We start from the raw sequence: 19,111 nt of genomic DNA, 5'->3' as shown, positions 1-19,111 counted from the left end.
GACGCCCTTTGCGGGCAGGCACCACATGCCTATTTCCCCAACTTACGCAACTCATCCGACTCCACCACCCGCACCCCGTCCTGCTCTTCCAGCGCCAGACGCCACATGGCCCGGGCCAGTTGGCAGGCTTCGATGCCGTGGTACTTGCCTGGAATCAGCTTCGACAAGGGCCCGGCCAGTTGCTCGGCCAGGCGCGGTTCAACCCGGTCGCCCAGTAGCAGGGAAGGCCGGCAAATGGTCAGTTGCGGCCAGCCCTGGGCCTTGAGTGCTGCCTCCATTTCGCCTTTGACCCGGTTGTAGAAGATCGATGACTTGGCGTCGGCCCCCAGTGCGCTGATCACCACCAGGTGCCGTGCGCCCAACTCCCGGGCGCGTTTGGCAAACGCCACGACCAGGTCCAGGTCTATCGCGCGGAAGGCGGCTTCAGAGCCGGCTTTCTTGATGGTTGTGCCGAGGCAGCAGAAGGCGATGTCGACCTGGCCACTGAGTTGTGGCAGCACCTGGGCCGGCTCCCCAACCGGGTTTTCCAAGTGTGGATGTTCAGCCAGTGGCCGGCGTGAAGGTGCCAATACGCGAGTGATGGTCGGTTCGTTGAGCAGCCGGTCCAACAGGTGTTCCCCGGTCAGCCCGGTAGCACCGGCGAGCAAAACATGCTGAGGCGTCAAGTACATAGTGTTTCCCCCTTGATACGGTTCAGCTTAGTTGCTCTTTGTGGCCTCGTCGTTCAATGCAGCACTTTGCAATGCTTTACGTGCCTGCTGTTTGCGCAGCAGTTGCCAGTGGGAAAGGACCGTCCTCGGCGCCCACATCTGCGGTTCGGACGCTTCGAAGTTGTCGGCCTGTTCGCGTTCGGCAACGGTGGCCTTGGCGCGCTTGAAGGCCTGCTCCAGGTCGTCGGTCTGGTTCAATGCCTGCGCGAACAGCGCATCGCCAAAATAGGTGAAGTTGGCTTCCTCGGAGCAGCCGAAGGACACTCGGTCGGCCCGGGAGGCGGTCATGATCAATGTGCGTTCATCCTTGAGTGCCGGGATGAAGCCGCCGGAATAACAGGCCGAGATCACCACGATCTTGTCGCGGTTCTTCAGTGGCGCCAGCACCACGGCCAGTTCATCGGCGGGCAGGTCGGCCAGTTCCATGCGCGGCTGGTCGAGCACCAGTTCATGTTCGCTGGTGCCGTGGCTGGTCAGGTAGAGGAAGATAAGGTCTTCCGGACCACTGCGTTCGGCCAGCGTGGCAGCGGCGCGGCGCAGGCTTTCGCGGCTGGCCATGGGCCGGTCGCCGAGGTGATCGCGGTGGTTGACCAGGCGGATCTGCCCGAACGCGCCGAAACGGCTGGCGAGCATGTTGGCGACATAGTCGGACTCGCGCAGGAACACGCTTTGCTTGCCGTCGCCGCCCAGGGTCAGGCTGTACAGCTCCACCGCCGGGGTCGAGGCCGGGATGTTGGCGAGGGCATCGTCCAGCAGGCGGCCTTGGGCCAGCAAGCCGAGTTCGAGCACATCCGGCAGCAGCCTGCCATCCGCGTCGCGCACCCGTTGGCCGTTGGCCCAGGTGCCGCTTTGCACGGTGCCGTCGGTCAGCACCAGGGTGCCGCGCCCGTGGTAGCTGTCGCTTTCGAACTGGCCGACGTAAAAACTGCCGTCGGGCAGGTTCAGGCGGCCCTCGCCGGTAAAGCGCCAATCATTGAATTGTCCGAGATAGTGGCTGCCGTCGGCGCCGATCAGTTCGCCCTTGCCGGTCAGCGCGCCATCCTTGAATTGGCCGATCCAGACATCGCCGTCGGCATTTTCGTAGCGCCCGCGACCGTTGAGCTGGTTGTTCTTGAAGCCGCCGATGTAGACATCGCCATCGGCACTGTTGAAGGTGCCCTTGCCCTGCAGTTGCCCGTCGACAAAATGCCCGGTGAACTGGTTGCCGCTGGCGTCGAAGCGCTGGCCTTCACCGTTGGGTTTACCGTTGGCGAAGGGGCCTTGGTACTGGCTGCCGTCGTCGAGTTCCAGGCGTCCGAGGCCGGAATAGCGGTCGGCCTTGAACTCGCCCCGGTAGGTCATGCCGTTTTCCTTGAGCATCCCTTCACCGTCCCGTCGCCCGAGCTTGAAGCCGCCGGTGTAGCTGCTGGTCGGTGTGGTCAGGCTGCCCTGGCCATGGAACAGGCCCTGCTGGAACTGGCCGCGATAGACCTCGCCATTGCTGCCATGCCATTCCCCGGTGCCGTGCCACTGGCCTTTGTCGAACTGCCCGGCGTACCAGCTGCCATTGGGGTAATCGATGCGTCCCTGGCCTTGTAGCAGCCCGTCCACCAGGTCGCCGCGATAGCGTCCGCCGTCGGGCAGGCGCGCGTCGGGAGGCAGCGGCGATTCGCCGTTGCCGCAGGCGGTGAGCAGCAGGGATAGGGTCAGGGGAACGAATAAGCGCATAACGGGATCCAGATCGTCAGGCGACGAGTATGCCGCAGCTATGCGCGTTGAACATAGAGAAGCGATGCGAAACTGCACGAGCGGTTTCGCGATCGCGCAGGTTTACACGAAGCAGAGCGACAGCGGCTCGGCGATGTAGGCCGGTTTTTCCGAACCTTCGATCTCCAGCGTGGCGGTGGCCTTGAGCAGCCATTGGCCGGGTTTTTTCTCGGTGACTTCCACCAGGTCGACCTTCAGCCGGACCCTGGAATCGACCTTCACCGGTTGGATGAAACGCACGCTGTCCAGCCCGTAGTTGACGACCATTTTCACGCCCTCGGGCAGGATCAGGATGTCTTCCATCAACTTGGGCATCAGCGACAGCGACAGGAAACCGTGGGCAATGGTGCTGCCGAACGGGGTCTGCGCGGCCTTGACCGGATCGACGTGGATGAACTGAAAGTCGCCAGTGGCTTCGGCGAACAGGTTGATGCGGTCCTGGTCGATGGTGAGCCATTCGGAACGTCCAAGTTCCTTGCCGACATAATCTTTGAGCGCTGCAACGGGGACGTAGGGCATTGAGACTCTCCTTGGGTTCATCTGTTTTACTTTTTTTTTCTGGAGCGGGGATCGGCATCCCCGGAGAACCACTGTAGATCAACATGGCGCGCAAGTAAGGTCACCGAACATGCTTTTTACGAATGCCGACCCATAGCGCGGGCATGCTTATAATGCCGGCGCGTGTGCGTTTGATTCCGTGGCGAGGGAGCTTGCTCCCGTTGGGCTGCGCAGCGGCCCCATTTTTTTATGAGCGCTGCGCACTCAAGCGGGAGCAAGCTCCCTCGCCACACCGTCACGCCGTGAACCGAATTGGCGCGTTCATTGGATCTGTTGCAGGGGAGAGAGCGGATGTTGCTACGGGGCCTGACCTGGCTGGTGCTGTTTCAATTGCTGGGCACTGCGATCAATCATTTGTTCCTGCCCGTGTTGCCGGGGCCGATCATTGGCCTGCTGTTGCTGCTGGGCTATCTGGTCATGCGCGGCGAAGTCAGCGAGCCGCTGAACCTGGCCGCCGGCAGCCTGCTGCGTTATCTGCCATTGCTGCTGGTGCCGCCTGCGGTGGGGGTGATGGTCTATGCCCGGGCCATTGCCGCCGATTTCTGGGCCATCGTCGGTGCGTTGACGTTGTCCCTGGTGCTGTCCGTGGCGTTGACGGGGGTGCTGATGCAGCGCCTGGCCCGGCGTCACATCGCCGCCCCGGAGGACAGCCAATGATGCTCGACTGGCAAGGTGCCTGGACCTCGGTGATCCACCATCCGCTGTTTGGCATCGGCATTACCCTGGGCGCCTATCAACTGGTGCTGGCGGCGTTCGAAAAGACTCGCTGGGTGTTCCTGCAACCGGTGCTGATGTCGATGGTGCTGTTGATCATCGTGCTGGTCGGCTGCGGCATCGACTATGCCGAATACCGCAAGAGCACCGAGATCCTCAGCATCCTGCTGGGTCCGGCCACGGTCGCCCTGGCGGTGCCGTTGTATTTGAACTTGCGACGGATCCGGCAGTTGTTCTGGCCGATTTTTACTACGCTGGTGATAGCCGGGGTGTTTGCCACGGGCTCTGCTGTGGTGTTGGGCTGGGCTTTCGGTGCCGAGCACATGATTCTGATGACCATGGCGCCCAAGTCCGTGACCTCGCCGATCGCCATGCTGGTGGCCGAGCAGATCGGCGGTGTGGCGGCGATGGCGGCGGTGTTTGTGTTGATCACCGGTGTGCTCGGGGCGATCCTCGGTCCGGTCATTCTGACGAAGCTGGGTGTCCACAGCCCTGAGGCCCGGGGCATGGCCCTGGGGCTGGCTGCCCACGCGGTGGGTACGTCGGTGGCATTGCAGGAAAGCGAGGAGACAGGCGCCTTCGCGGCGCTGGCGATGAGTCTGATGGGCGTGGCCACGGCGGTGTTGCTGCCGTTGGTGGTGTCGATGACGGTTTAAGGAACTGGTTATGAGCTTGCCGCTTTTCCCGTTGAACACCGTGCTGTTCCCCGGTTGCATCCTCGATTTGCAGATTTTCGAGGCGCGTTACCTCGACATGATCGGGCGCTGCATGAAAAAGGGCGAAGGCTTCGGCGTGGTGTGCATCCTCGATGGCGAGGAAGTCGGCATCGCGCCTGAAGGCTACGCGCGGGTCGGTTGTGAGGCGCGTATCACTGATTTCTCCCAGCAGGACAATGGTCTGCTGGGCATTCGCGTGCAGGGCGGGCGGCGCTTTATCGTCCATGGCAGCAGCGTCCAGGCGGATCAACTGACGGTCGCTGAAGTCGAGTGGCTGGAAGAAGAACCGGAGCAACCGCTGCAAGAGGAAGACGCCGACCTGGTGGCGCTGCTCAAGGCCCTGGCCGAGCACCCGATGGTCGAGGCGCTGAACATGGGCACCGAAGCGACCGGTCAGCAGTCGCTGGCCAATCAACTGGCTTACTTGCTGCCGTTCAACGAATTGGACAAGATCGACCTGCTGCAACTCGACGACCCGCAACAGCGCCTGGATGCGATCCAGGCCTTGCTCGATGAACTGCAGGGCGAACTCTTTGCCTGACTCAACTCATATTTCACTGAGTAACACTGATCCCACATGGATCTCCAGTGTTCATTGGCGCGCCGCTCAATAGGCATACCGCAACATCGCATGCGGCAAGTGCCGCAGCGCGAAGAAGCTGAACACCGCCACCAGCGCCGGCAGGATCAGCCACCAGACTTTCGGTGACATGGCCGGTAGCGGGGTCTGGCGCTGGCTCAACCACAGGGCGGCCGCACAGATGCTGGCGGCGAGCATCGCCCCGGCGACGATGTCGCTCGGCCAGTGCGCCCCCAGGTAAACCCGCGACAGGGCGATGGCCAGCGCCGGCAGGCAGCCCAGCAGCAGCCAGGTCAGGCGCAGGCGTGGCGGTTGGCCGCGGCCGGCCAGGACGGCGAGGGTCAGGAACAGCGCGAATGCCCCGGAGGAGTGGCCGCTGGGCATGCTGTAGCTGGTCAGCGGGTCGGTGAGGATTTCCGGGCGCACACGGGCAAAGAAGTGTTTGCTCCCAGTATTGGCCAGGGAGGTGAGCAGCATCGTGCCCCCGGCAAAGATCGCCTGCCGCCATTGCCGTGCCAACAGCAATAACCCGGTCAACAGGCTGCAGACAATCAGCATGTAGCGGAATTCGCCGATCAGCGTGAAGGTCACGGCGATTTCATCCAGCGTCGCGCTGCGATGCTCCTGGACGAGGGCCATCAAGCCTTGGTCGAACGCCGTCAGGTAACGAAAGCCGATGAACAGGCCGATCAGGATCACCAGGCCAAGGCCGGCGATCAGCGCCGTGGCATGGCGATGACGACGCAGGCTGCTGTTGACGCTCAGCCCGATCATCGCCGCGATGCTGCCGATGACCACGCCGGCCTGTGGCCAGAAGCCTTCAGGCAGCGGCAGGCGAAACGCCGCCCCGGTGGCCCAGCCCGGCAGCAGGTACGCCACGGTCCAGCCCGCCGCGGCCAACACGCTGACGGCGGCGAAGCGTGGGAACGGCATGTCGCACATTCCGGCCACCATCGGCAACATGGGCCGTAGCGGGCCGATAAAACGCCCCACCAGCAGGCTGGCGATGCCGTAGCGCTGGAAATAGTTTTCCGCCGCGCTCATCCATTCCGGGTGATGCCGCAGCCCGGGCAGGCGGCGGATGTTCTGGTGGAAATGCCGACCGAGGAAGTACGACACCAGGTCCCCGAGCAGCCCGCCAAGCAGGCCCAGCAGCAACGTCTCGCCCAAGGACAACGCGCCGCTGCCGGCCAGCACGGCGATGGCAAACAACAGCACGGTACCCGGCACGATCAGGCCGGCGATGGCCAGGCACTCCACGCAGGCGACGATGAACACCGCCACCGCCAGCCATTGCGGGTTGACGGTCAACCAGCCGGTGATGCTATCGAGCCATGGGCCCATAAATACAACTCCATTGAGTATTGATTGGCATGCACCGAATCCCCTGTGGGATTGTGTTGCGAACACAAAAGCTATGGCCGCTGAAGATCAACTGTGGGAGCGAGCTTGCTCGCTCCCACAGGGGGCGGTGTTTTCATCCAAGCAAGAAATAATCGCGACCTTCGACCTGCCCCCGTCGCAGCGGGTTCCGGGTGCACCACGGTGCGTAGGCGGCGTCGACGAAGCGGTAGGGTAAATGCTCGTCCCGTCCCAGGGGAATACCCAGGCGGGTGGTCTGGATCACGTTGACCGTCGGCACACCCACATCTTCCACCAGCAAGCGCTCGGGGTCGAAGCGTTTGGCGTCCCAGTCCGGCACTTTCAGGCCCAACGCTTTGCACAGCAAGGTCTGGCCGGCACAGAGCTTTTGCGGCGTACGCGGCCGACCTTGGGCGTCGGGGTTGTTGAGCAGCATCTGCGCCAGGCTCGCCGGCCCGGAAAGGGCGTCGATCCACGGGTAGGCCGATTTGATCAACACGGCGTTGCCCGGGCCCTGGGCGCTGAAGTTCAGCGAATCGCCGCCCCGGGCGTAGTACATATAGATGTGGCCGCCATCCAGAAACAAAGCCTTGCGCTTTTGCGTGTAGCCCAGCGAGGCGTGGCTGCCTTTTTCGGCGAAGTAATACGCCTCGGTCTCGATGATCCGCGCGCCGAGCCACAGGTCACCGACCTTGTGACGGATGACTTTGCCCAGCAGGTCCTTGGCAAGCACCTGGGCGTCTCGATCGAAAAAGGCGTGGGGCAGGGCGTTGGGCGATGGCAAATCGGTCATGGCGATAAACAAAGGGAGGCCAAAGGAAGCGCGATGATAGCAATGGAAAGCTTAATCACCGCTGAACAGTCGCTTCAACCAGCTGTTTACGCCTGTTTTGCTGCTCCGCCGGTCACCACTGTGAGTCCATGCTGTTAGTCGAGGGTTACGACAGCTATAATCTGCCGCTTTCCTCATCGCCAAGACCACACAGACCATGACTGAGTCCGTTCTTGACTACATGACCCGCCTGGGTCGCGCCGCTCGCCAGGCGTCGCGCATCATCGGCCGGGCCAGCACCGCGCAGAAAAACCGCGCCCTGCAGGCCGCCGCCAATGCGCTGGACGCTGCGCGTGCCGAGTTGTCCGCTGCCAACGAACTGGACCTGGCCGCCGGCCGGGCCAATGGTCTGGAACCGGCCATGCTCGAACGCCTGGCCCTGACCCCGGCACGCATCGACGGCATGATCGTCGGTCTGCGTCAGGTCGCGGCCCTGCCGGACCCGGTCGGGGCGATCCGCGACATGAGCTACCGGCCATCGGGCATTCAGGTCGGCAAGATGCGCGTGCCCCTGGGTGTGGTCGGGATCATTTACGAGTCGCGGCCGAACGTGACCATCGACGCCGCCAGCCTGTGCCTGAAGTCGGGTAACGCGACCATCCTGCGTGGTGGCTCCGAGGCGATCCATTCCAACCGTGCCATTGCCGCCTGCATCCAGCGCGGCCTGGCCGAGGCCGATCTGCCGGCGGCCGTGGTGCAAGTGGTGGAAACCACTGACCGTGCCGCAGTCGGCGCATTGATCACCATGCCCGAGTTCGTCGATGTCATCGTGCCGCGTGGTGGCAAGGGCCTGATCGAGCGGGTCAGCCGTGACGCCCGCGTGCCGGTGATCAAGCACCTGGACGGCATCTGCCACGTCTACGTCAGCGCCCACGCCGAATTGCCGAAGGCCCAGCGCATCGCCTTCAACGCCAAGACCTACCGCTACGGTATCTGCGGCGCGATGGAAACCCTGTTGGTGGATCAGGCCGTGGCCAAGGACTTCCTGCCGTCGATGGCTGCCCAGTTCCGCGAAAAAGGCGTCGAGCTGCGCGGTTGCGAGCGCACCCGGGCGATCATCGAGGCCGTTGCGGCCACGGAAGAAGACTGGGACACCGAATACCTGGCGCCGATCCTGTCGATCCGTGTGGTCGACGGGCTGGACGAGGCCATCGAGCACATCAACCGCCACGGCTCGCACCACACCGACTCCATTGTCAGTGAACACCTGGGTGAAACCCGGCGCTTCGTCGCCGAAGTGGATTCGGCGTCGGTGATGATCAACACCCCGACCTGCTTCGCCGATGGCTTTGAATACGGATTGGGTGCCGAGATCGGCATTTCTACTGATAAGCTGCACGCCCGCGGCCCGGTGGGCCTCGAAGGCCTGACCTGCGAGAAGTACATCGTGGTCGGTGACGGCCAGTTGCGCGGACAGGAGCCGGTCTGACTTGGGCGATCTCGACCCACTGGCCTCTATGACTACGACCGCTGTGACGGCAACCACCGCGCCAAAGCGCATCGGCATCCTGGGCGGCACGTTCGACCCGGTGCACATCGGCCATTTGCGCGGTGCGCTGGAAGTCGCCGACGCCCTGGCCCTCGATGAGCTACGCCTGACGCCCAGCGCCCGGCCGCCGCACCGGGATACGCCGCAGGTGTCGGCGCAGGACCGCCTGGCGATGGTCGAGTGCGCGGTGGCCGGTGTGGCGCCGTTGGTGGTGGACGCCCGCGAATTGCAGCGGGACAAACCGTCCTACACCATTGATACCCTGGAGCTGATGCGCGCCGAACTGGCCGCTGATGCCCAGGTTTTTCTGCTTCTGGGCTGGGACGCATTTTGCGGCCTGCCCACTTGGCATCGCTGGGAAGAGTTGCTCCAGCATTGCCACATCCTGGTGCTGCAACGCCCGGATGCCGACAGCGAGCCGCCGGATGCCTTGCGCAACCTGCTGGCGGCCCGCTCGGTGAGCGACCCGCTGGCCCTGAAAGGGCCGAGCGGACAGATTGCATTCGTCTGGCAGACGCCGCTCGCGGTATCCGCCACCCAGATCCGTCAACTGCTGGCCAGCGGTAAGTCGGTACGTTTCCTGGTGCCCGACGCGGTCCTGGCCTACATCGATGCGCACGGGCTTTACCGTGCGTCGAACTGAAAAAGGTGTGCTTCAAGGCACGTGAATGCGTGTAGCGAAGCGCCCGAACATACGAGCAAAACGAGTTTTATATGACTGACAAAGACGTAAACAAAGTAAAGCGCAAAGGCACGTTCAAAAGCGCCCCGCTGCCGGTAGAGGCCCACACCGGCGTCGTACTGGCCGGTGAAGAACTGGTCAAGGTCGCCGTTGCGGCCCTGGAAGACGTCAAGGCCCAGGACATCCAGGTGATCGACGTTCGTGAAAAGCAGAGCATCACGGACTACATGATCATCGCCACCGGTACCTCCAACCGCCAGATCGGCGCGATGCTGGACAAGGTCCGCGAAGCGGTCAAGGCCCAGGGCGTCAAGCCGCTGGGTGAAGAAGGCAAGGGTGACAGCGACTGGGTACTGCTGGATATGGACGACGTCATCGTGCACATGATGACGGCCTCGGCGCGCCAGTTCTATGACCTGGAGCGCCTGTGGGCCGGTGCCGAGCAGAGCCGTTCGGCCAGCGCCGCGCACCACAGCCCGGAAAACCCCCATGAGCACTTCACCAAGCTCAACAAAGACCAGCAATAAGGGACCGCTGTGCGACTGCGCCTGATCGCCGTCGGTTCTCGCATGCCCAAGTGGGTGGAAGAAGGCTGGCATGAATATGCCAAGCGTCTTCCGTCCGAGCTGGCCCTGGAACTGGTGGAAATTCCGCTCAATACCCGTGGCAAGAACGCCGACGTGGCGCGCTTCATCCGCCAGGAAGGCGAAGCCATGCTGGCCAAGGTCGGGCCGAACGAGCGCATTGTCACCCTCGAAGTCCATGGCAAGCCCTGGAGCACCGAGCAACTGGCGGTGGAGCTCGATCGCTGGCGGTTGGACGCGCGCACGGTCAATTTCATGGTCGGTGGCCCGGAAGGGCTGGCGCCGGAAGTCTGTGCCCGGGCCGATCAGCGCTGGTCCTTGTCGCCGTTGACGTTGCCACATCCGCTGGTGCGGATCCTGATCGGCGAACAGCTGTATCGTGCCTGGACAGTCCTGTCCGGGCACCCTTACCACAAGTAATCCTGCCCCATGCCCCAGCCGATCCGCATCAAGGACCACGAAAAAGACGCCCGTCTGGTGCGGGGCCGCGTCGTGTTCGGCGCTATTATGGTGGTGACGCTGATCTGTGTGCTGATTGCGCGCTTGTATTTCCTCCAGGTGATCCAGTACGAGTACCACTCGACCCTGTCGGAAAACAACCGCGTGCATGTGCAGCCGATTCCGCCGACCCGCGGGCTGATTTTCGACCGCAATGGCGTGGTGGTGGCGGATAACCGTCCCAGTTTCAGCCTGAGCATGACCCGCGAGCGCTCCGGCGACTGGCAGCACGTGCTCGACGTGATTGTCGAAGTGCTGCAACTGACGCCCGAGGACCGGGCGATCTTCGAGAAGCGCATGCGCCAGGGCCGACGTCCGTTCGAGCCGGTGCCGATCCTGTTCGAGCTGACCGAAGAGCAGATCGCCCTGATCGCCGTGAACCAGTTCCGCCTGCCCGGCGTCGAGGTGGTGGCGCAGTTGGTGCGGCATTATCCCCAGGGGCCGCACTTTGCCCACTCGGTCGGCTACATGGGACGGATCAACGAGAAAGAGCTCAAGACCCTCGATCCGGTCAATTACAGCGGCACCCACCATATCGGCAAGACCGGCATCGAGCGTTTCTACGAGCCCGAGCTGCATGGCCAGGTGGGTTACGAGGAAGTCGAAACCAACGCCCGCGGCCGCGTATTGCGGGTGCTCAAGCGCACCGACCCGATTCCCGGCAAGGACATCGTCCTGAGCCTGGACATCAAGCTGCAAGAGGCCGCCGAAGCGGCGCTGGGTGGTCGGCGTGGTGCCGTGGTGGCGCTGGACCCGAACACTGGCGAGGTGTTGGCAATGGTCAGCCAGCCGAGTTTCGACCCGAACCTGTTCGTCACCGGCATCAGCTTCAAGGCCTACGCCGAGCTGCGCGATTCCATCGACCGGCCGCTGTTCAACCGGGTGCTGCGCGGTCTCTATCCGCCGGGCTCGACCATCAAGCCGGCCGTGGCGATTGCCGGGCTGGACTCCGGCGTGGTGACCGCGTCGAGCCGGGTCTACGACCCGGGTTATTACCAACTGCCGAACTATGACCACAAGTACCGCAACTGGAACCGCACCGGCGACGGTTATGTGGACCTGGAAACCGCGATCATGCGTTCCAACGACACCTACTTCTATGACTTGGCCCACAAGCTGGGGATCGATCGGTTGTCGTCCTACATGAACAAGTTCGGTCTCGGTCAGAAAGTCTCCCTGGATATGTTCGAGGAATCCCCCGGCCTGATGCCTTCGCGCGAATGGAAGCGGGCGACCCGGCGCCAGGCCTGGTTCCCCGGCGAAACCCTGATCCTGGGGATCGGCCAGGGCTACATGCAGGCCACGCCACTGCAACTGGCCCAGGCCACGGCGCTGGTGGCGAGCAAGGGCAAGTGGTATCGCCCGCACCTGGCCAAGACCATCGAAGGCCAGAAACCGGTGGACCCGGACCCGATGCCAGACATCATCCTGCGCAACCCGTCGGACTGGCAGAAGGTCAACAACGGCATGCAGCAGGTGATGCACGGCGCCCGCGGCACCGCCCGCAAGGCGTCCATCGGTGCGCAATACCGGATTGCCGGCAAGAGCGGTACGGCCCAGGTCGTCGCCATCAAGCAGGGCGAGAAGTACGACCGCTCCAAGGTCCAGGAACGCCATCGCGACCACGCCTTGTTCGTCGGCTTCGCGCCGGCCGACAACCCGAAGATCGTCGTATCGGTGATGGTCGAGAACGGTGAGTCGGGTTCCGGCGTCGCCGCGCCAGTGGTGCGCCAGATCATGGACGCCTGGCTGCTGGACGAGCACGGCCAGCTCAAGCCGGAATACGCAAGCCCCATCACTGCGGAGGCTACGGCCCGTGAAGAATAATTTCGACCGGATCCTCTCCAGCGAAGATGTGATGCGCCGCCGTGCCACCTTGCTGCAGCGCATGCACATCGATGGTCCGTTGCTGATCCTGCTGCTGACCCTGGCCGCAGGCAGCCTGTTCGTGCTGTATTCGGCCAGTGGCAAGAACTGGGACCTGCTGGGCAAGCAGGCCACCTCGTTCGGCATCGGCCTGGTGTCGATGGTCGTCATTGCCCAGCTCGAGCCGCGTTTCATGGCCCGCTGGGTGCCGCTGGCCTATGTGGTGGGCGTGAGCCTGCTGGTGGTGGTGGACGTGATGGGTCACAACGCCATGGGCGCCACTCGCTGGATCAACATTCCCGGGGTGATCCGCTTCCAGCCTTCGGAATTCCTCAAGATCATCATGCCGGCAACCATCGCCTGGTACCTGGCCAAGCGCACCCTGCCGCCGCAGCTCAAGCACGTGTGCATCAGCCTGTTGCTGATCGGCATCCCGTTCATCCTGATCGTGCGCCAGCCGGACCTTGGCACTTCGCTGCTGATCCTGGCCGGTGGCGCCTTCGTGCTGTTCATGGGCGGTTTGCGCTGGCGCTGGATCCTCAGCGTCGTCGCCATCGCGGTGCCGGTCTCGGTGGCCATGTGGTACTTCGTGATGCACGACTACCAGAAGCAACGAATCCTGACCTTCCTCGACCCGGAGAGCGATCCGCTGGGCACTGGCTGGAACATCATCCAGTCCAAGGCCGCCATCGGCTCCGGCGGGGTGTTCGGCAAGGGCTGGCTGATGGGCACCCAGTCGCACCTGGACTTTTTGCCGGAAAGCCACACCGACTTCATCATCGCCGTACTGGGCGAGGAGTTCGGCCTGGTAGGCATCTGCGTGTTGCTGTTGATCTACCTGCTGCTGATCGGTCGCGGCTTGGTGATCACCGCCCAGGCCCAGACATTGTTCGGCAAGTTGCTCGCGGGCAGCCTGACCATGACGTTTTTTGTTTATGTTTTCGTCAACATCGGTATGGTCAGTGGCCTGTTGCCGGTCGTGGGGGTGCCGTTGCCGTTCATTAGCTACGGAGGAACTTCGCTGGTGACACTACTGTCAGCGTTTGGGGTCTTGATGTCGATTCATACGCATCGCAAATGGATCGCGCAGGTTTGAATAAGGTGAAGAGTTCAATGCAAGCAATGCGTGGCTGGTCGACGCGATATGCGCCGTGGATCGGCCTGGTCGGCTTCCTGGGCGGTGCGCCGCATGCCCAGGCAGGCGAATACGAAGGTTCGCCACAGGTGGCCGAATTCGTCGGTGAGATGACCCGCGACTACGGTTTTGCCGGTGAGCAACTGATGGGGGTATTTCGCGAGGCCGAGCGCAAGCAGTCGATCCTTGACGCCATCTCCCGGCCCGCCGAGCGGGTCAAGCAGTGGAGCGAGTACCGGCCGATGTTCATCACCGAGGCGCGTATCGCCCGGGGCGTGGACTTCTGGCGCCAGCACGAGGCGGCCCTGGCCCGTGCCGAGCAGGAATACGGCGTACCGGCCCAGTTCATTGTGGCTATCATTGGCGTCGAGACGTTCTTTGGCCGTAACACCGGGAATTTCAGGGTGATCGACGCGCTGTCGACCCTGGGCTTCGATTACCCGCCGCGCGCCGAATTCTTTCGCAAGGAGCTGCGCGAGTTCTTGCTGCTGGCCCGCGAAGAGCAGGTCGATCCGCTGACCCTCAAGGGGTCTTATGCCGGTGCCATGGGCCTGCCGCAATTCATGCCCAGCAGTTTTCGGGCTTACGCGGTGGACTTCGACGACGACGGCCACATCAATATCTGGACCAACCCGACCGATGCCATCGGCAGTGTTGCCAGCTATTTCAAGCGCCACGGCTGGGAAGCCGGCCAGCCGGTGGTCAGCCGTGCCGACGTGCGTGGCGAGCAGGTGGACGAGGGCCTGACCGAGGGCATCGAGCCGACGAAAACCGTCGGGGAGTTGCGGGCGTTGGGCTGGTCGAGTCATGATGCGCTGCGTGACGACATGCCGGTCACCGCGATACGCCTGGAAGGCGAACAAGGCCCCGAATACTGGATGGGCCTGAAGAATTTCTACGCGATTACGCGTTATAACCGCAGCGTGATGTACGCCATGGCCGTATATCAACTGTCTGAAGAGCTGGTCAAAGCACGGGGCGTCAAATAATGCGGGCATTGCCTACCTATCTACCCCTGAAAGCCAAACCCCTCAAGCTCGTGGCGTTGGCCGCGCTGTCGCTGTTGGTCGTCAGTTGTTCGACCAGCCGCGCGCCGGCCCAGAAGAACTCCACCGCCGTGCGCGCGACGCCCGGCCTGGACATCAACCGGGCCCACAAGGACGGCGCGCCATGGTGGGATGTGGATGTCTCGCGCATTCCCGATGCCACGCCGACCCTGCACACGGGCCCCTACAAGGCCAACCCGTACACGGTGCTGGGCAAGACCTATTTCCCGCTGTCCGACTCCAAGCGCTACGTGGCCTCGGGCACGGCATCCTGGTATGGCACCAAGTTCCACGGCCAGAACACCGCCAACGGCGAGGTGTATGACCTGTATGGCATGAGCGCGGCCCACAAGACCTTGCCGCTGCCCAGCTATGTGCGGGTGACCAACCTGGACAACAACAAGAGCGTGATCCTGCGGGTCAATGACCGTGGGCCGTTCTATTCCGACCGCATCATCGACTTGTCGTATGCGGCGGCGAAAAAACTCGGTTACGCTGAAATCGGCACCGCCCGGGTCAAGGTTGAAGGTATCGACCCGCAGGAATGGTGGGCCCAACGCGGCCGTCCGGCACCTTTGATGCTCAACGAGCCGAAAGTGGCGCAAAATGCCGCGCCGACCGTGACGGCGTCCACCGGCACGGTCGAGCAGTGGACGCCACCGCCGCAGCAGCACGCGGCGGCCGTAGTGCCCGTTCAGCTCGACGCAAAAAAAAACGCTTCTGCAACAGCGTCTGGCCAGTTTCTGCAAGTGGGCGCGTTCGCCAACCCGGACGCTGCCGAGCTGCTGAGGTCGAAGCTCAGCTCGATGGTGAGCGCCCCGGTGTTCATCAGCTCGATCGTGCGCAACCAGCAGACACTGCATCGGGTGCGCCTGGGGCCGATCGGTTCTCCGGGTGAAGTCCAGCAAGTGCAGAACAGTGTGCGCCTGGCCAATCTCGGTTCGCCGAGCCTGGTCACCGCCGAGTAATTGATTGAGGCCCGCTTGCGGTTGGAGCGGGCCAGGTTGTTGGCTCCATGAATAACAAAAGCCCGGCAAGGGTTGTGAGTGAGCAACTTAAATACGCGGCGACCCGTTAGAAGGTTGCCTGTTTCAGTTTTGCCTTCGGGCAGTCCCATTAGCGATTTCGAGAGACGGATGAACATCACCACCTTTGCCAAACGCCTTTGCCTGCTAGTCCCGCTGCTTCTCTCCCCAGCCGCGTTCGCGGTGGAGATGATGCCTGCGCCTCCTCAATTGGCCGCCAAATCCTTTGTGCTCATGGATGCCAGCAGCGGCGAGGTCCTGGTAGAGAACAACGGTGACCAGCGCCTGCCACCGGCCAGCCTGACCAAACTGATGACCGCCTACATCGCCACCCTGGAAATCCGTCGTGGCCAGATCGGTGAAAACGATCCGGTGACCGTCAGCGAAAACGCCTGGCGTACCGGCGGTTCGCGGATGTTCATCAAGGTCGGTTCGCAAGTGACCGTCAGCGACCTGCTGCACGGCATCATCATCCAGTCCGGCAACGACGCCAGCGTCGCCCTGGCCGAGCACATCGCCGGCAGCGAAGATGCGTTCGCCGACATGATGAACAAGACCGTGGCCGACCTGGGCATGACCAACAGCCACTTCATGAACCCTACCGGCCTGCCGAACCCTGAGCACTACTCGTCGGCTCACGACATGGCGATCCTGGCGCGGGCGATCATTCATGAAGACCCGGCGCACTACGCCATCTACTCCCAGAAGGAATTCTTCTGGAACGGCATCAAGCAGCCTAACCGCAACCTGCTGCTGTGGCGCGACAAGACCGTCGATGGCCTGAAGACCGGCCACACCGACGAAGCTGGCTACTGCATGGTGTCTTCGGCTGTCCGTGACGGCATGCGCCTGATCGCCGTCGTCTTCGGCACCAGCAGCGAAGTGGCCCGTGCCGCTGAAACCCAGAAGCTGCTGACCTACGGTTTCCGTTTCTTCGAAACCCAGACCTTCTACCAGAAGGGCACCGAACTGGCCCAGGCCCAGGTCTGGAAAGGCACCACCAATCAGGTGAAGGCCGGCCTGGCCCAAGACCTGACCATGACCTTGCCTAAAGGCCAGCTCAAGAAGCTCGCTGCCAGCATGACCATGAACCCGCAACTGACCGCTCCCATCGCCAAGGGCGACGTGATCGGTAAAGTCGAAGTCAAACTGGACGACAAAGTGGTGCACAGCGCCGACCTGATCGCTCTGGACGCGGTCGAGGAAGGTGGTATCTTCCGCCGCATGTGGGATAGCATCCGTCTATTCTTCTACGGCTTGTTCAACTGATTGAAGTGTTGACCTGCATGGCCTCGTTCCCATTCGGAGCGGGGCCATGTGCGTTACCACGGCTTACGAGGCCGTTACCCCATGACAGACTCTGAAGTAAAAGCGCCGAAGATCGAATTCCCCTGCGCGGATTATCCGATCAAGGTCATCGGCGACACCGGCGTGGGTTTCAAGGACCGGATCATTGCGATCCTTGAAAAACATGCCACCGTTGACCACAAGACCCTGGCCGAGCGCCAGAGTACCAACGGCAAGTACACGACGATCCAGTTGCACATCATTGCCACCGGCCAGGAACAGCTCTACGACATCAACAGCGAGCTGCGTGCGACCGGTTTCGTGCACATGGTGTTGTGATGCCGGGCACGCTGGGCTTTCGCGAGCTGGGCACGATGGCTTACGAGCCGGTCTGGCATGCCATGCAACGCTTCACGAACGAACGCGGCACTACCGTCGACGATGAAGTCTGGCTGGTGGAACACCCGCCGGTGTTCACCCAGGGCCAGGCCGGCAAGGCCGAGCACCTGCTGCTGCCGGGGGATATCCCGGTGGTGAAGGTCGACCGGGGCGGGCAGGTGACCTACCATGGTCCTGGCCAATTGGTCGCCTACCTGTTACTGGATGTGCGCAAGCTGGGGTTTGGCGTGCGCGAGCTGGTCACCCGCATGGAGACATGCCTGATCGAGCTGCTGGCCAGCTACGGTGTGACGGCGGCGGCCAAGCCGGATGCGCCGGGTGTCTATGTCGACGGGGCGAAGATCGCCTCCTTGGGATTGCGAATCCGCCATGGCTGTTCGTTTCATGGCCTGGCGCTGAACGTGGACATGGACCTTGCGCCATTTCGACGGATTAATCCCTGTGGCTACGCGGGACTGGCGATGACCCAGTTGAGCGAGCATGCAGGATCGATTGAATTTGCCGAGGTAAGTGCCCGGCTGCGCGCGCAGCTCGTCAAACACCTCGACTATGCTGAGCAGACGACCCTCACGGGCGGAATCGACTGATATGACTACTGATGCAGTGCAAACCATTATCCCGACGCAGGACGTCACCGAGCGTCCGGCCCCACGTGCCAAGGTAGAGGCCGGCGTCAAGCTGCGCGGCGCCGAGAAGGTTGCACGCATCCCGGTCAAGATCATTCCGACCACCGAATTGCCAAAGAAACCTGACTGGATCCGCGTGCGCATCCCGGTGTCCCCGGAAGTCGACCGAATCAAGGCCCTGCTGCGCAAGCACAAGCTGCACAGCGTCTGCGAAGAAGCCTCCTGCCCGAACCTGGGCGAGTGCTTCTCCGGCGGCACTGCCACATTCATGATCATGGGCGACATCTGCACCCGTCGCTGCCCATTCTGTGACGTTGGCCATGGCCGTCCGAAGCCATTGGACACCAACGAGCCGGAAAGCCTGGCCATCGCCATCGCCGACCTGAAGCTCAAGTACGTGGTCATCACCTCGGTGGACCGTGACGACCTGCGGGACGGCGGTGCCCAGCACTTCGCCGACTGCATCCGCGAGATCCGCAAACTGTCGCCGAATGTCCAGCTGGAAACCCTGGTGCCCGATTACCGTGGCCGCATGGACATCGCCCTGGAAATCACCGCCGCCGAGCCACCGGATGTGTTCAACCACAACCTGGAAACCGTACCGCGCCTGTACAAGGCCGCGCGTCCGGGTTCGGATTACCAGTGGTCGTTGACCTTGCTGCAACGCTTCAAGCAGATGATGCCGCACATTCCGACCAAGTCCGGCTTGATGCTGGGCCTGGGTGAGACGGATGAGGAAGTTATCGAGGTCATGAAGCGCATGCGTGAGCATGACATCGATATGTTGACCTTGGGGCAGTACTTGCAGCCTTCGCGTAGTCACCTGCCGGTGCAGCGTTTTGTGCATCCGGATACCTTTGCCTGGTTTGCCGAGGAAGGGTACAAGATGGGCTTCAAGAACGTGGCTTCGGGGCCGTTGGTGCGGTCTTCGTATCATGCGGATGAGCAGGCTAAGTTGGTCAAGGCTGAGCTGCTGGGGGCCTGATTTTTTTGTCGGGTGGTGGTTTTGGGGTGGTGTGAATATCCGTTGCTGCGGTAACGGCTACTTATGGTTCCGCTCTTACAGCGGGTCACTTTTGAAGAGCGCAAAAGTAACCAAAACGCTCTTGCCCCACCACTCGGCACCTCGCTTAGGCTCGGTGTGCCCTCACTCCGGCATTGCTCCGTGGGCCGCCGCGAAGGGCCATCCATGGCCCAGCGCGGCTACCTCGGCATCCATGCCGAGGTGCCCACTGCGCAATGCCTGCGTTCGGCCA

General features: G+C 62.6%; 20 protein-coding genes. 15 read left to right on the top strand and 5 right to left on the bottom strand.

The window, feature by feature from the left end; genetic code table 11:
* Positions 1-29: 29 nt before the first annotated feature.
* From BM300_RS27940 to BM300_RS27930, 3 genes are all read right to left on the bottom strand, one after another.
* Entirely contained in the window at positions 30-671 is a 642-nt protein-coding gene (locus BM300_RS27940) for an oxidoreductase (protein WP_003205912.1), read from the bottom strand.
* Positions 672-698: 27 nt separating this feature from the next.
* Positions 699-2,417: a C13 family peptidase gene (locus BM300_RS27935; protein WP_092349697.1), complete on the bottom strand. Its 1,719-nt coding sequence runs from the start codon at positions 2,415-2,417 to the stop codon at positions 699-701.
* A gap of 102 nt (positions 2,418-2,519) precedes the next feature.
* On the bottom strand, positions 2,520-2,975 hold the full coding sequence (locus tag BM300_RS27930) for a MaoC family dehydratase (RefSeq protein WP_092150495.1): 456 nt from the start codon (positions 2,973-2,975) through the stop codon (positions 2,520-2,522).
* Positions 2,976-3,305: 330 nt separating this feature from the next.
* On the opposite strand from BM300_RS27930, the gene BM300_RS27925 reads away from it, so the two are divergent.
* Genes BM300_RS27925 through BM300_RS27915 form a run of 3 tightly spaced genes read left to right on the top strand, consistent with a single transcriptional unit; the run spans position 3,306 to position 4,985 of the window.
* On the top strand, positions 3,306-3,671 hold the full coding sequence (locus BM300_RS27925; protein WP_063324221.1) for a CidA/LrgA family protein: 366 nt from the start codon (positions 3,306-3,308) through the stop codon (positions 3,669-3,671).
* The gene (locus BM300_RS27920) at positions 3,668-4,384 is read left to right on the top strand and encodes an LrgB family protein (protein WP_092464545.1); all 717 of its coding nucleotides are present in this window, start codon (positions 3,668-3,670) and stop codon (positions 4,382-4,384) included. Before BM300_RS27925 ends, BM300_RS27920 begins: the two co-directional genes overlap by 4 nt.
* A 10-nt stretch (positions 4,385-4,394) precedes the next feature.
* Positions 4,395-4,985: an LON peptidase substrate-binding domain-containing protein gene (locus BM300_RS27915; RefSeq protein ID WP_014340384.1), complete on the top strand. Its 591-nt coding sequence runs from the start codon at positions 4,395-4,397 to the stop codon at positions 4,983-4,985.
* Positions 4,986-5,051: 66 nt separating this feature from the next.
* On the opposite strand, the gene BM300_RS27910 is transcribed toward BM300_RS27915, so the two are convergent.
* On the bottom strand, positions 5,052-6,368 hold the full coding sequence (locus tag BM300_RS27910; RefSeq protein ID WP_092150492.1) for a bifunctional DedA family/phosphatase PAP2 family protein: 1,317 nt from the start codon (positions 6,366-6,368) through the stop codon (positions 5,052-5,054).
* 133 nt (positions 6,369-6,501) lie between these two features.
* Positions 6,502-7,179 carry a DNA-3-methyladenine glycosylase gene (locus BM300_RS27905; protein WP_092464543.1) on the bottom strand — a complete coding sequence of 226 codons (678 nt, stop codon included), beginning with the start codon at positions 7,177-7,179 and terminating at the stop codon, positions 6,502-6,504.
* A gap of 196 nt (positions 7,180-7,375) precedes the next feature.
* On the opposite strand from BM300_RS27905, the gene BM300_RS27900 reads away from it, so the two are divergent.
* The 12 genes from BM300_RS27900 (at position 7,376) to lipA (ending at position 18,840) form a co-directional block, all read left to right on the top strand.
* A complete protein-coding gene (locus BM300_RS27900; protein ID WP_063324225.1) occupies positions 7,376-8,647 on the top strand; it encodes a glutamate-5-semialdehyde dehydrogenase in 1,272 nt (423 codons plus the stop codon).
* Between the two features lie 28 nt (positions 8,648-8,675).
* Positions 8,676-9,350 carry a nicotinate-nucleotide adenylyltransferase gene (nadD, locus tag BM300_RS27895; RefSeq protein WP_092150587.1) on the top strand — a complete coding sequence of 225 codons (675 nt, stop codon included), beginning with the start codon at positions 8,676-8,678 and terminating at the stop codon, positions 9,348-9,350.
* A gap of 71 nt (positions 9,351-9,421) precedes the next feature.
* Positions 9,422-9,916: a ribosome silencing factor gene (rsfS, locus tag BM300_RS27890; protein ID WP_003205895.1), complete on the top strand. Its 495-nt coding sequence runs from the start codon at positions 9,422-9,424 to the stop codon at positions 9,914-9,916.
* A gap of 9 nt (positions 9,917-9,925) precedes the next feature.
* Positions 9,926-10,393: a 23S rRNA (pseudouridine(1915)-N(3))-methyltransferase RlmH gene (gene rlmH / locus BM300_RS27885; protein ID WP_047229490.1), complete on the top strand. Its 468-nt coding sequence runs from the start codon at positions 9,926-9,928 to the stop codon at positions 10,391-10,393.
* Positions 10,394-10,402: 9 nt separating this feature from the next.
* Positions 10,403-12,298: a penicillin-binding protein 2 gene (gene mrdA / locus BM300_RS27880; protein WP_063324227.1), complete on the top strand. Its 1,896-nt coding sequence runs from the start codon at positions 10,403-10,405 to the stop codon at positions 12,296-12,298.
* Between the two features lie 31 nt (positions 12,299-12,329).
* Positions 12,330-13,433 (top strand): rod shape-determining protein RodA, encoded by a 1,104-nt coding sequence (rodA, locus tag BM300_RS27875; protein ID WP_063325216.1) that lies wholly within the window; start codon positions 12,330-12,332, stop codon positions 13,431-13,433.
* 17 nt (positions 13,434-13,450) lie between these two features.
* Positions 13,451-14,461 (top strand): lytic murein transglycosylase B, encoded by a 1,011-nt coding sequence (gene mltB / locus BM300_RS27870; RefSeq protein WP_063324228.1) that lies wholly within the window; start codon positions 13,451-13,453, stop codon positions 14,459-14,461.
* Positions 14,461-15,486, top strand: coding sequence for a septal ring lytic transglycosylase RlpA family protein (locus BM300_RS27865; RefSeq protein ID WP_063324229.1), 1,026 nt, complete (start codon positions 14,461-14,463; stop codon positions 15,484-15,486). Before mltB ends, BM300_RS27865 begins: the two co-directional genes overlap by 1 nt.
* Before the next feature lie 168 nt (positions 15,487-15,654).
* The gene (locus BM300_RS27860) at positions 15,655-16,812 is read left to right on the top strand and encodes a D-alanyl-D-alanine carboxypeptidase family protein (protein ID WP_092150480.1); all 1,158 of its coding nucleotides are present in this window, start codon (positions 15,655-15,657) and stop codon (positions 16,810-16,812) included.
* 81 nt (positions 16,813-16,893) lie between these two features.
* Positions 16,894-17,169 (top strand): DUF493 domain-containing protein, encoded by a 276-nt coding sequence (locus BM300_RS27855; RefSeq protein WP_003185772.1) that lies wholly within the window; start codon positions 16,894-16,896, stop codon positions 17,167-17,169.
* Positions 17,169-17,816: a lipoyl(octanoyl) transferase LipB gene (lipB, locus tag BM300_RS27850; protein WP_072345416.1), complete on the top strand. Its 648-nt coding sequence runs from the start codon at positions 17,169-17,171 to the stop codon at positions 17,814-17,816. The genes BM300_RS27855 and lipB overlap by 1 nt, the downstream gene beginning before the upstream one ends.
* Before the next feature lies 1 nt (position 17,817).
* Positions 17,818-18,840, top strand: a complete 1,023-nt coding sequence (gene lipA, locus BM300_RS27845) for a lipoyl synthase (protein ID WP_058543155.1) — start codon at positions 17,818-17,820, stop codon at positions 18,838-18,840.
* Positions 18,841-19,111 lie beyond the last annotated feature (271 nt).

Source organism: Pseudomonas sp. NFACC46-3, from assembly GCF_900114515.1.
In the GTDB taxonomy this organism is placed as follows: Bacteria; Pseudomonadota; Gammaproteobacteria; order Pseudomonadales; family Pseudomonadaceae; genus Aquipseudomonas; species Aquipseudomonas fluorescens_Q.
The sequence above is the reverse complement of the archived record's forward strand: the minus strand, read 5'-3'. Positions and strand labels throughout refer to the sequence as shown.